We start from the raw sequence: 12,071 nt of genomic DNA, 5'->3' as shown, positions 1-12,071 counted from the left end.
TCAGGCCTTCGGGGCCACCTTGGAGAGGCCGTTGATGATGCGGTCCATGGCGTCGCCGCCCGTGGGGTCGGTGAGGTTGGCGAGCATCTTCAGCGTGAACTTCATCAGGACCGGGTGGGTCAGACCGCGCTGGGTCGCGATCTTCATGACCTTCGGGTTCCCGATCATCTTCACGAAGGCGCGGCCCAGCGTGTAGTAACCGCCGTAGGTGTCCTTCAGGACCTTCGGGTAGTGCTGCAGGGCCAGTTCCCGCTGTGCCGGGGTCGCGCGGGCGTGCGCCTGGACGATGACGTCCGCGGCGAGCTGGCCCGACTCCATGGCGTAGGCGATGCCCTCGCCGTTGAACGGGTTGACCAGGCCGCCCGCGTCACCGACGAGCAGCAGGCCCTTGGTGTAGTGCGGCTGGCGGTTGAATGCCATCGGGAGGGCGGCGCCACGGATCGGCGTCGTCATGTTCTCCGGGGTGTAGCCCCAGTCCTCGGGCATGGAAGCGCACCAGGCCTTGAGTACCTCGCGCCAGTCGAGCTCCCTGAAGGCCGACGAGGAGTTCAGGATGCCCAGGCCGACGTTGGACGTGCCGTCACCCATGCCGAAGATCCAGCCGTAGCCGGGCAGCAGCCGGTCCTCGGCGCCGCGGCGGTCCCACAGCTCCAGCCAGGACTCCAGGTAGTCGTCGTCGTGGCGGGGCGAGGTGAAGTACGTGCGGACCGCGACGCCCATCGGGCGGTCCTCGCGGCGGTGCAGCCCCATGTTGAGGGAGAGCCGGGTGGAGTTGCCGTCGGCGGCGACGACGAGCGGCGCGTGGAAGGTGACCGGGGTCTTCTCCTCGCCGAGCTTCGCGTGGACACCGGTGATGCGCCCGGTGCGCTCGTCCTTGATCGGTTCCCCGACGTTGCAGCGCTCGTGCAGCCGGGCTCCCGCCTTCTGTGCCTGCCGGGCCAGCTGCTCGTCGAAGTCGTCGCGCTTGCGCACCAGACCGTAGTCCGGGTACGAGGCGAGGTCCGGCCAGTCCAGCTGGAGGCGGACGCCGCCGCCGATGATGCGCAGACCCTTGTTACGCAGCCAGCCGGCCTCTTCGGAGATGTCGATGCCCATGGAGACGAGCTGCTTGGTGGCGCGCGGGGTGAGACCGTCGCCGCAGACCTTCTCACGCGGGAAGGCCGTCTTCTCCAGGAGGAGGACGTCGAGACCGGCCTTGGCGAGGTAGTACGCGGTCGTGGAGCCGGCTGGGCCCGCTCCGACGACGATCACGTCCGCGCTGTGGTCGGAGAGGGGCTCGGTCACGGTCGGATCTCCCGAAGACTCGAATTCGCGTGCCGCGCGGCACATGTCGCGTGCAGTCTATGGGTGGCTGCTGATCAACCTCCCGAAGGGCTCCCCGATGCCTCACGTGACAGACCCGACGCCGTCCGTACATCTGCGTGTCCCCACCGACGAGGACGCCCTGGCCTGGTACCGGGTGTTCGACGACCGGGAGGTGATGGAATTCCACGGCGGCCGCCGGGCGGAGTACTCCGTGTACGAGGAGTTGACCGCCCGCCAGCGCAGGCACGACGCCGAGCTCGGTCACTGCCTGTGGACGGTGCTGGACGACTCCGGCGCGGTGCTCGGCTTCACGGGCGCCCAGCCGTGGCCGCACGAGTCGTTCGGCCCGGTGGGCGAGGTGGAGATCGGCTGGCGGCTGGGCCGGGCCTCGTGGGGGCACGGTTACGCGACGGCCGCCGCGCGCACCACGCTGGAGCGCGTGAGGGCACTGGGGGTGCGGGAGGTGGTGGCGATGATCAACGCCAGGAACGCCCGCTCGGTGGCGGTGGCCGTACGTCTCGGTATGCGGCGGGCCGAGACGTACACCACGCCGGTGACCCAGCAGGAGGCGTACTGCTTCCGGCTGGACCTCTGAGGCCCACCGGACCAGGGGCCGCCCCGCCGGCTCTCAGTCGCGCACACCCCGGTGCAGCGCCACGACTCCGCCGGTGAGGTTGCGCCAGGCGACGTCCGACCAGCCGGCTTTCTGCAGCAGCGCGGCGAGGCCGGCCTGGTCGGGCCAGGCGCGGATCGACTCGGCGAGGTAGACGTAGGCGTCGGGGTTGGACGACACGGCCCGGGCGACCGGCGGCAGCGCGCGCATCAGGTACTCGGTGTAGACGGTCCTGAAGGGCGCCCAGGTCGGCTGCGAGAACTCGCAGATCACCACCCGGCCGCCGCGCTTGGTGACGCGGTACAGCTCGCCGAGTGCGGCGGCGGTGTCCTGGATGTTGCGCAGCCCGAAGGAGATGGTGACCGCGTCGAAGGTCTCGTCCTTGAACGGGAGCTTCGTGCCGTCGCCCGCGGTGAACGGCATCCACGGGTGGCGCTCCTTGCCCACCCGGAGCATGCCGATCGAGAAGTCGCACGGCACCACATAGGCGCCGGCCTGCGCGAAGGGCTGAGAGGAGGTGGCCGTCCCGGCCGCCAGGTCGAGGATCTTCTGGGCCGGGCGGGCGTCGACGGCCCGGGCGACCTCCTTGCGCCAGAGCCGTGCCTGTCCGAGCGACAGCACGTCGTTGGTGAGGTCGTAGTTCGCCGCCACGTCGTCGAACATCGAGGCGACTTCGTGCGGCTGCTTGTCCAGGGATGCTCGGGTCACCCTCCCATTCAAGCAGCCGCGCCCCCCGGGTCCTGCGGCGGCGTGTGCACGGCACCCAGCCTTTCCGGTCCGCAGGCACTCGTCACGGGTGAACCCCGGCCGGCACCGTCGGACCGGATGCCCAGGCAGGGCGCTCCGGCGGGGCGCTCCGGCTTCGGCACACACCAAGATCACGGATACTCACGGGACCATGGAGAGCAACGACACCCGCCGCATACGAACCGCCGCCCCACCCCGCCGCCGGGACTTATCCGCAGCCGGCGGCCGCGCCCCCCGCCGTCGGCCGGGACAGCGCGTCCGCAGACGACGAAGATGCGCGGCCGCGCTGTTCCTCGCGCTCCTGGCCGGCGCGGCCTACCTCTGCGCGGAACCGCCGTGGCGGGGCGGCGAACCGGCCGTCGCCGCCGGCTCCGGGGCCGCAGCGCCCACGCCCACCGGGGCGGACCGTCCGGCCCCCGTCCGGATCAGCCCGGATGCCTCACCGGCCGCCTCCCCGCCGGCCCCCTCGAAGGTCCCGAAGTCGGGCCCCGGCACCTTCACCGTCGCCCGCGAGGGCGTCTCGGCCACGGGCCGGGGGAGCCGTTACCGCGTCGAGGTGGAGGACGGCAGCGGGGTCGACCCGGACGAGGCCGCCGCGGACGTCGCGGAGATACTCACCCACCCGCGCGGCTGGAACAAGGGCGGTACCCACGCGTTCCGCCAGGTCGCCGACGGCTCGGCCGGGCTGGTGATCCGCATCGGCACCCCCGCGACGACGGACCGCTTGTGCGGCCGGTACGGCCTGAACACCGGCGGTGAGCTCAACTGCCGGGGCGCGAAGGACGTCATGGTCAACCTGCGCCGCTGGCAGCTGGGTTCGCCCGAGTTCGACGGCACGCCGGCGGAGTACCGCGCCCTGATCATCAACCACGAGGTCGGCCACTGGCTGGGCCACGGCCACGAGACCTGTCCCGGCCCGGGAAGACCCGCCCCCGCGATGATGCAGCAGATAAAGGGCCTGAAGGGATGCGTGTCCAACGCCTGGCCCTACGACGACAAGGGGCGCTACCTGGGCGGGCCGTCGGCGCCGTGAGGCCCTGCCCCGGTCCCGCCTCCCGGCATCCTTCAGGGACATGTCCGGGCGGCGCGGCGCTCACGCGCCCGGTGGGCCTCACCGCCGCCGGTACACCAGCCGTCCGCCGAGCACCGTGGCCACGCAGGACGCGCCGCCCGCGGCGCGCAGCTCCGCCTCGTCCCGGACGTCGAAGACCGCGAGGTCGGCGCGGCCTCCCGCCGCGAGCGGTCCGTGCGCCGATCCCGCCAGGCTCCGGCCTCGTGCGAACGGGTCCAGGGACGGCTCACCGGCGGCCTCACCGGCGGCCGGGAGCGTCGTCAGGCCGGCACGGCCGGCGGCGGTGCGGACGGCGGGCTCGCCGAGGACCCCGGCGACATGCGTGGTGCCGTGCCGGAGCATGCGCTGCAGCCCCCGCCGCACGCTGCCGGCCCGGCGCGGCTCGTCCATCCGCTCGGCCAGCCGGTCGAACTCCGCGCCGGTCAGCGGCCGCTCGCCGAGCTCGTCGGCCTCGCGCGGGTCGGGGTGGTAGCAGCGGGTCAGTAGCGGGAGCCCGTCCCACTGGACCAGGCCGGGTGTGAGGACACCGGGCCACTGCCGGACCCGGGCCGCCGGGTGGGCGGCCAGGACCTCGTCGTACGGGCCGAAGGCCGTGATCAGATCGCCGTCCACGGCGACCGCGCCCCCCGGGACGCCTGCCGCGCCGACCGGAAGGACCAGTGGCGCGACGTGAACGGTCAGCACAGGCAGGTCAGTTGGCGTTGAGGAGCTTCAGCTCCGGGTGCGCGGTGCCGCCCGCGATCGCGGTGGACGAGATGTGCGAGACGACGCGTGCGTCGACGGGGTCGTTCGCCGGGTCGTCGTGGACGACCAGGTGCTCGTACGTCGTGGCGCGCTGGGCCGGTACGCGGCCCGCCTTGCGGATCAGGTCGATGATCTCGAGCCGGTTCGAGCGGTGCTTGGCGCCCGCCGAGGAGACGACGTTCTCCTCCAGCATGATCGAGCCGAGGTCGTCGGCGCCGTAGTGCAGCGACAGCTGGCCGACCTCCTTGCCGGTGGTCAGCCAGGAGCCCTGGATGTGGGCGACGTTGTCGAGGAAGAGCCGGGCGATGGCGATCATGCGCAGGTACTCGAAGAGCGTGGCCTGCGTCTGCCCCTTCAGCTTGTTGTTCTCCGGCTGGTAGGTGTACGGGATGAAGGCGCGGAAGCCGCCGGTACGGTCCTGGACGTCGCGGATCATCCGAAGGTGCTCGATGCGCTCGGCGTTGGTCTCGCCGGTGCCCATCAGCATCGTGGAGGTGGACTCGACGCCGAGGCCGTGCGCGATCTCCATGATCTCCAGCCAACGCTCTCCGGACTCCTTGAGCGGGGCGATCGCCGTACGCGGCCGGGCGGGCAGCAGTTCGGCTCCGGCTCCCGCGAAGGAGTCGAGACCGGCGGCGTGGATCCGGCTGATGGCCTCCTCGGCGGAGACGCCGGAGATCCGGGCCATGTGGTCGATCTCGGAGGCACCCAGCGAGTGGATCACCAGCTGCGGGAACGCCTTCTTGATCGCGGAGAAGTGCTCCTCGTAGTACTCGACGCCGTAGTCAGGGTGGTGGCCGCCCTGGAACATGATCTGCGTGCCGCCGAGCTCGACGGTCTCCGCGCAGCGGCGCAGGATGTCGTCGAGACCGCGGGACCAGCCCTTCGCGGTGTCCTTGGGGGGAGCGTAGAACGCGCAGAACTTGCAGGCCGTGACACACACGTTCGTGTAGTTGATGTTGCGCTCGATGATGTACGTCGCGATGTGCTCCGTACCGGCGTAACGACGGCGCCGGACGGCGTCGGCCGCGGCTCCCAGGGCGTGCAGCGGTGCCGACCTGTAGAGGTCGAGCGCCTCCTCGGGAGTGATCCGCCCGCCTTCGGCGGCGCGGTCGAGGACGGGCTGAAGGTCGGCCTTCTCGGTCACCGGGCTGTCACCTTTCGGCGGTTCTTCTGCGGATCCACGGACCGATCCAGCGTACGCCAGCCCTTGCCCGCCTCAGCCGCGGGACCTGGTGAGCGTGCCCTTCGGTGTGCCCGCCGCCTCCTCGTGGGAGACGTAGCCCAGGGCACCGGCGGAGGTGAGGGTGAAGTCCAGGTCGGCCTCGCCGCCGGTGCACAGGGAGCCGGTGGCGGAGCCGGGGTCGGTGCGTTCCCGGATTCTGAGCTGGGTGGCGGTGCGTTCCCGGATTCTGAGCTGGGTGGCGGTGCCGGAGACCAGGGTGCCGATGCCCTTGCAGACGATGCTGCTCCCGAGCAGGTCGAGCTCGTAGGACAGCTGGACCACGTCCTGGCCCTTCCTCCCCTCGCTGAAGACGGCCGTGAGCGTGCCGTGCGGGGACTCGTTGCGCTCGGTCGTGGGCCCCACCCAGGTGCCGGCGAAGGCCTTGGGGAGCGCGCTCACCGGGGCGGTGGCGGCCGGGGTCTCCTGCGAGGCGTCCGGCGGCTTCCGCGACGCGGTACTCGACGGGGGTTGGGCGGCCCCGTCGTTGCTGCCGTCCTTGTCCCTGCCGGTGAACAGGTCTCCGAGCGTCGCCGCGCCGACGGTCACCACCGCGAGGGCGCCCGCGACGGCGAGCGCGACGGTGCAGCTGACCCGCCGTCCCGCGCGGCGGCCGGACTGCGGACCGGTGCCCATGGTGACGGCGACACGGGCGCCGGACCCGTGCCTGCCCTTCGTGTCACCGCCGGCCGGGGGCTCTGCCGGAGGAACCGGCAGCGGCGGGCCGAACACGCCGAGCGCGGCGCTCCCGAGCGACGCGTTGCTGAAGGGCACCGGGCCCGACCGCACCCGGCTCGTCCTGCGGTTCCAGGTCCAGCAGCGCCACCGCCGACCGGCTCACCTCGCGCACCAGCGGGTCCGGCAGCCAGCCCGGGGCGACCAGCGCGGCGGCCCCGCCCGGCGCGAGCGTGCGGGCGAGGTCGGCGGGGGCGGGCCGGCCTGCGGGGTCCTTCGCGAGGCACCCGGCGATCACCTCCCGCAGTTCGCCCTCCAGGTCTCCGAGTTCGGGCTCCTCGTGCACCACCTTGTAGAGGAGTACGGCGGACGAGTCCCCTGCGAAGGGGGCGTTGCCCGTCGCCGCGTAGGCGAGGACGGCGCCGAGCGAGAAGACGTCGGCCGCCCCCGATATCTCCAGCCCCCGGATCTGTTCCGGAGCCATGTAGCCCGGTGACCCGACGGAGACCCACACCGAAAGGCGCGAATACGTCGTTCGTCCACGCCGATCGGGGTTCGCCGGGGGATACCGGAAGGCATTCCCGGGGCCGTCCGCTATTCGCCGCACAGGCGTGGGGAAGGGGACTCCCCGACAGCCTCCGGGCATTCACACCCTTTCACGGGGACGGAAATGCCGGAGGCTTGCGGCGGGGCCGGCGGAGTCCCGCACGGTGGTAAGCGGAACTTCTCCGCGGGGCCGGCGGAACCTCGCTCCGGGAGAAAGGGAGGGCCGCACGGGGAAGGCCCGGGAAGGTACGGGATTCATCTTCTTTTCCCCCTACCATTCCCGTACGCCTTCCACCGGCCGAGCGGCGTCAGCGCCCGAGCAGCTCGACCTTGACGTCCGCGGGGAAGCCCGTCGTCGGACCGGTGCGCCGCGCGAACTCACGCACGCCCGCCAGCTGGTCCGGGCCGAAGCGGAAGTCCAGGGTGGTGAAGTAGCGCTCCAGCACCTCGGCGTCGAAGGACTCCCAGCGCGCGGCCTGCTCGGCCACCTTCGTGACTTCCTCGAGGGAGAGGTCGCGTGAGGCCAGGAACGCCTCGTGGACCTTCTCCACGTAGTCGGGATGCGAGGCCAGATAGTCCTTGCGGGCGGCCCAGACGGCGAAGACGAACGGCAGCCCCGTCCACTCCTTCCACATCTCGCCCAGGTCATGGACCTGCAGTCCGAGCCGGGGGGCGTCGTGGAGGTTGGCGCGCAGCGCGGCGTCGCCGATCAGGACGGCCGCGTCGGCCTCCTGCATCATCACGCCGAGGTCCGGGGGGCAGGTGAAGTAGTCCGGCGTGACGCCGTAGCGCTCGGAGAGCAGCAGCTGGGCCAGCCGCACCGACGTGCGGGAGGTGGAGCCGAGGGCCACCCGGGCGCCGTCGAGCCGGTCCAGCGGCAGCTGCGAGACGATCACGCACGACATGACCGGCCCGTCGCAGCCGACGGCGATGTCCGGCAGGGCGACCAGGTCGTCGGAGTTGCGCAGGAACTCGACCAGGGTGACGGGGCCGATGTCGAGGTCCCCTCGCACCAGCTGCTCGCTGAGTCTCTCCGGCGTGTCCTTCGAGAGCTCAAGATCGAGCAGGGTCCCGGTCCGTGCCAGGCCCCAGTAGAGGGGTAGGCAGTTCAGGAACTGGATGTGGCCGACGCGCGGCCTGCTGCGACGGTCGTCGCCTTCTACGGGAGAGACGGTTGAATTGTCCACATCGCGAGGCTAGACCTGTGCCCGCCGACGGGCATCATCGGGGCCGCAGGACGCCCTCCCTGAGTCTTGTCCGTCACCTCTCCGAGGGGCCGATCAGACTTCCGGGTGAAGTGATCTTTCCCTCTACCGCTCCCCGCGGACTGCGTGCTAGGCTCGCCCGCAAGTTGCAGTTTGGTTTCCCTTGCAGTACAGAGCCTGCGGAGCATGTAACCCGCAGGCTTTTGTAGTTTTCAGACTTGTATGCAGGTTCTGGAGCAGGGCAACCCTTTGGCCCAAGGAGGGCTTATGGCTACCGGAACCGTCAAGTGGTTCAACGCTGAAAAGGGCTTCGGCTTCATCGCCCAGGACGGCGGCGGCCCGGATGTCTTCGTCCACTACTCCGCGATCAACGCGTCCGGGTTCCGCTCCCTCGAGGAGAACCAGGCCGTGAACTTCGACGTCACTCAGGGACCCAAGGGTCCGCAGGCTGAGAACGTCACCCCGGCCTAGTTGCCCGGGTCGGCCGATCGCGGCCGAGTGAGCAGTACCCAAGGAGCCCCGTTCCCCCGCCTCGGCGGGGAACGGGGCTCCTGCCCTTCCCTGGCTCCCGCCCCTCCCCCGTGGCTCCGGCCCGCCGTGTGGCCCTGACGCTGTTCGCCGGGCTCCCGCCCGCACGATCCCGCCGGGCTCGGCGCGCAGCCCCGCCCACCTCTGGAGCCCCACCGGACACAGCGCCCGGGGCCCGGACGAGGCGCCGGTCCCCCGAACGTTGTCGAGGCCCTGTGCAGAGCGTCACCCGATGCTGACGAGCCCGCCCGCGACAAGGCAGACTGTTGAGCGCGATACCAGCGGTACGGAACAGGTGGGGACGGCAGGACCGGCGGGGCGAGCAGGACAGGGGGCATCATGGACGACGACGGACCCGGAGTGCGCGTGCCGGAGCCGCGCGCGCCGCGGGAACGCGCGGCCGGGGCCGGACTCCGCTTCACCGTGCTCGGCCCCGTGCGTGCCTGGCGGGGCGGCGAGTCCCTGCCGTCCGGGTCGCCGCAGCAACGGGCCCTGCTGGCCGCCCTCCTCCTGCGTGACGGCCGCACCGCGACGGCGGCCGAACTCATCGACGCCCTCTGGGGTGACGACCCCCCGTCCAGGGCCCTGGCGACCGTACGGACCTACGCGTCCCGGCTCCGCAAGGCCCTGGGCCAGGACACACTTGTCAGTGAGGCCGGGGGCTACGCGGTCCGCATCCCCCGCGAGGCACTCGACCTGACGCTCGCTCAGGACCTGGCGTCCGAAGCGGAGAAGGCCCGGAGCGGAGGCGACCGGCACCAGGCCCGCACCCTCATCAACAAGCTCCTGGGCCTCTGGGACGGCGAAGCACTCGCCTCCCTCCCCGGCCCGTACGCGGACAACCGGCGCGCCGGACTGGAGGAGTGGCGCCTCCAGCTCCTCGAGACCCGGCTCGATCTCGACCTGGAGGTGGGCTCCCACGCCGAGGCCGTCTCCGAACTGACCGCGCTCACCGCGGCGCACCCCCTGCGCGAGCGGCTGCGCGAGCTGCTGATGGTCGCCCTGTACCGCAGCGGCCGGCAGGCGGAGGCCCTCGCGGTGTACGCCGACACCCGCAGACTGCTCGCCGAGGAACTGGGCGTCGACCCGCGCCCCGAACTGGCAGCGCTCCAGCAGCGGATCCTGCGGGCCGACGAGGACCTGGCCCACGCCGCCGGCGAGACGGCGGCACCCGCGCCCGCACCCCTCCGTCCCGCCCAGCTGCCCGCCACGGTCCCGGACTTCACCGGCCGCTCCTCCTTCGTGCGCGAGCTCGGGGGCCGGCTCGCGACCGCCGAGGGGTCGGTCATGGCGGTATCCGCCCTGGCCGGCATCGGCGGGGTCGGCAAGACGACGCTCGCCGTGCACGTCGCGCACCAGGCCCGCCGCCACTTCCCCGACGGCCAGCTCTACGTCGACCTGCAGGGCGCGGGGGCGCGGGCCGCCGAGCCCGAGACGGTGCTCGGCGCCTTCCTGCGGGCCCTCGGCACCGCAGACTCCGCCATCCCGGACTCCCTGGACGAACGGGCGGCCCTCTACCGCTCCACCCTCGACGGGCGGCGCGTCCTGGTCCTGCTCGACAACGCCCACGACGCGGCTCAGATCCGGCCCCTGCTCCCCGGAACCGAGGGCTGTGCCGCGCTGGTCACCAGCCGGGTCCGCATGGTCGACCTGGCCGGCGCGCACCTGGTGGACCTGGACGTGATGTCCCCCGAGGAGGCCCTGCAGCTCTTCACCCGCATCGTCGGCGAAGAGCGGGTCCACTCCGAGCGCGAGGCCGCCCTGGACGTGGTGGCCGCCTGCGGCTTCCTGCCGCTGGCCATCCGCATCGCGGCCTCGAGGCTCGCCTCGCGCCGCACCTGGACGGTCTCGGTCCTCGCGGCGAAGCTCGCCGACGAGCGCCGGCGGCTGGACGAACTCCAGGCGGGCGACCTCGCGGTGAAGGCCACCTTCGAGCTCGGGTACGGCCAGCTGGAGCCGGCCCAGGCGCGTGCCTTCCGGCTGTTGGGCCTGGCGGACGGGCCAGACATCTCCCTCGCCGCCGCGGCCGCGCTCCTGAACCTGGACACCCGCACGGCGGAGGCCCTCCTTGAGTCACTGGTCGACACCAGCCTCTTGGAATCCGCGGCCCCGGGCCGCTACCGGTACCACGACCTGGTGCGCCTCTACGCGCGTGCGTGCGCGGAGCGGGACGAGAACCCGCCGGTGGAAAGGGACCTGGCGCTCTCGCGGCTCCTGGACTTCTACCTGGCGACGGCCGCGGGCGTCTACGCACTGGAGCGGCCCGGTGACCGCCTCGTGGACCACCTGGAGACGACCGAGCACCCCGGTCTGTTCTTCGGCGACCGGCACACGGCACTGGACTGGCTGTACGCCGAAGCGGAACCGCTGCTCTCCTGCGTACAGCAGTCGTACGGTCCCGGCACCCTGCGCAGGGCGGTGGACCTGCTGTGGGCGTCGCTCGACCTCGGGGAGTCCGGCGCCGACGCGAAGCAGTACGAGAAGGTCGCCATCTCGGTGCTGAACGCCGCCCGGGCGGGCGGCGACCGGCGTACCGAGGTCAGGGCGCTGATGACGCTCGCCGACGTCCACCACACCTCGGGCAGGTTCGACCAGGCGGAGGCGGAGGCGCAGCAGGTGATGCGGCTCGTCGACGCGGACGCGGACCCGCTGCCGGGCTGCTGGGCCGCGAACGCGCGCGGGATCATGGCGCTCTACCAGAGCCGCCACGAGGACGGCGAGAAGTACCTCACCCAGGCCATCGCCAGTTTCCGGCGCATCGACGACCGGCCCGGCGAGGCGAGCGCACTGTGCAATCTGTCGCGCATCCACCTGGCCACGGGCCGGATCACGAGTGCGGTGTCCCTCGCCCAGGAGGGCACGGCGATCTACGACGGGATGGGGCACGCCCTGCGGAGTGCCAACGGGCGTTACGCGCTGGGCATGGCCCACACGCAGAGCGGTCAGTTCGCCGAGGCCGCGGACAGCCTCCTGGAGGCACTCGACGTCTTCCGGGACAGCCGCCAGCGCCTGTGGGAGGGGATGACCCTCTTCCGGCTGGCCGAGGTGGACCTGGCGGCCGGAGCGGCGGCGGACGCCGCGACCAAGGCCGAGCAGGCCCTGACCGCCCTGAGCGGCATCGGCGGTGCGTGGCGGCGGGGCAACGTCCTCACCGTGCTCGGCCGCGCCCTCGCGGGCATCGGCCAGATCGGGCGGGCGGAGGCCTGCTGGCACGAGGCGCTCAGCATCTACGACGAGCTGGGGTCGCACGAGGCCGACGACGTAAGGGCCCTGCTCTCCTCCGGCAGCTCCATGACGGTCTGAGGGCCGGGCGGTCCGGGCGGCGCCGTTCATCATTCGTTTATCGCGGTCCGGCAGTCTCTACCACGTCAACCCGTCGCAACGGGGGGCAGGCGGGCTGATGTCGTGGCCGTC

At 72.1% G+C, this 12,071-nt stretch carries 9 protein-coding genes and 1 pseudogene; 4 read left to right on the top strand and 6 right to left on the bottom strand.

Going from position 1 to position 12,071, the window contains the following annotated elements:
• Window positions 1-1,284 carry a geranylgeranyl reductase family protein gene (locus ACFU5K_RS03975; RefSeq protein ID WP_384056453.1) on the bottom strand — a complete coding sequence of 428 codons (1,284 nt, stop codon included), beginning with the start codon at window positions 1,282-1,284 and terminating at the stop codon, window positions 1-3.
• A gap of 97 nt (window positions 1,285-1,381) precedes the next feature.
• Here ACFU5K_RS03975 and ACFU5K_RS03970 point away from each other — a divergent pair, with 97 nt between their 5' ends.
• Window positions 1,382-1,900, top strand: a complete 519-nt coding sequence (locus tag ACFU5K_RS03970; protein ID WP_384056450.1) for a GNAT family N-acetyltransferase — start codon at window positions 1,382-1,384, stop codon at window positions 1,898-1,900.
• 33 nt (window positions 1,901-1,933) lie between these two features.
• Here ACFU5K_RS03970 and ACFU5K_RS03965 read toward each other — a convergent pair whose 3' ends face one another.
• A complete protein-coding gene (locus tag ACFU5K_RS03965; protein ID WP_384056448.1) occupies window positions 1,934-2,626 on the bottom strand; it encodes a demethylmenaquinone methyltransferase in 693 nt (230 codons plus the stop codon).
• 190 nt (window positions 2,627-2,816) lie between these two features.
• Here ACFU5K_RS03965 and ACFU5K_RS03960 point away from each other — a divergent pair, with 190 nt between their 5' ends.
• Window positions 2,817-3,698, top strand: a complete 882-nt coding sequence (locus tag ACFU5K_RS03960) for a DUF3152 domain-containing protein (protein ID WP_384056446.1) — start codon at window positions 2,817-2,819, stop codon at window positions 3,696-3,698.
• Window positions 3,699-3,776: 78 nt separating this feature from the next.
• On the opposite strand, the gene ACFU5K_RS03955 is transcribed toward ACFU5K_RS03960, so the two are convergent.
• The 4 genes and pseudogenes from ACFU5K_RS03955 to ACFU5K_RS03940 all read right to left on the bottom strand — a co-directional run bounded on the left by ACFU5K_RS03955 (window position 3,777) and on the right by ACFU5K_RS03940 (window position 8,111).
• Window positions 3,777-4,421: a hypothetical protein gene (locus tag ACFU5K_RS03955; protein ID WP_384056443.1), complete on the bottom strand. Its 645-nt coding sequence runs from the start codon at window positions 4,419-4,421 to the stop codon at window positions 3,777-3,779.
• 7 nt (window positions 4,422-4,428) lie between these two features.
• Window positions 4,429-5,628, bottom strand: coding sequence for a cyclic dehypoxanthinyl futalosine synthase (gene mqnC / locus ACFU5K_RS03950; RefSeq protein ID WP_384056440.1), 1,200 nt, complete (start codon window positions 5,626-5,628; stop codon window positions 4,429-4,431).
• A gap of 72 nt (window positions 5,629-5,700) precedes the next feature.
• Window positions 5,701-6,910 (bottom strand): annotated as a pseudogene (locus ACFU5K_RS03945) (serine/threonine-protein kinase); the annotation flags it as partial.
• 322 nt (window positions 6,911-7,232) lie between these two features.
• On the bottom strand, window positions 7,233-8,111 hold the full coding sequence (locus tag ACFU5K_RS03940; RefSeq protein ID WP_384056437.1) for a menaquinone biosynthetic enzyme MqnA/MqnD family protein: 879 nt from the start codon (window positions 8,109-8,111) through the stop codon (window positions 7,233-7,235).
• Window positions 8,112-8,396: 285 nt separating this feature from the next.
• Between ACFU5K_RS03940 and ACFU5K_RS03935 the strand changes: the two genes are divergently transcribed.
• Entirely contained in the window at window positions 8,397-8,600 is a 204-nt protein-coding gene (locus ACFU5K_RS03935) for a cold-shock protein (protein ID WP_023587141.1), read from the top strand.
• A 396-nt stretch (window positions 8,601-8,996) separates the two neighbouring features.
• A complete protein-coding gene (locus tag ACFU5K_RS03930) occupies window positions 8,997-11,960 on the top strand; it encodes a BTAD domain-containing putative transcriptional regulator (RefSeq protein ID WP_384056434.1) in 2,964 nt (987 codons plus the stop codon).
• Window positions 11,961-12,071: the final 111 nt, after the last annotated feature.

The sequence above is a fragment of the Streptomyces sp. NPDC057428 genome, assembly GCF_042803195.1.
In the GTDB taxonomy this organism is placed as follows: domain Bacteria; phylum Actinomycetota; class Actinomycetes; order Streptomycetales; family Streptomycetaceae; genus Streptomyces.
The sequence above is the reverse complement of the archived record's forward strand: the minus strand, read 5'-3'. Positions and strand labels throughout refer to the sequence as shown.

Coding starts and splice junctions, on each gene's coding strand:
- ACFU5K_RS03930 (WP_384056434.1), top strand. CDS start 8,997: ATGGACGACGACGGACCCGGAGTGCGCGTGCCGGAGCCGCGCGCGCCG.
- ACFU5K_RS03960 (WP_384056446.1), top strand. CDS start 2,817: ATGGAGAGCAACGACACCCGCCGCATACGAACCGCCGCCCCACCCCGC.
- ACFU5K_RS03970 (WP_384056450.1), top strand. CDS start 1,382: ATGCCTCACGTGACAGACCCGACGCCGTCCGTACATCTGCGTGTCCCC.
- ACFU5K_RS03935 (WP_023587141.1), top strand. CDS start 8,397: ATGGCTACCGGAACCGTCAAGTGGTTCAACGCTGAAAAGGGCTTCGGC.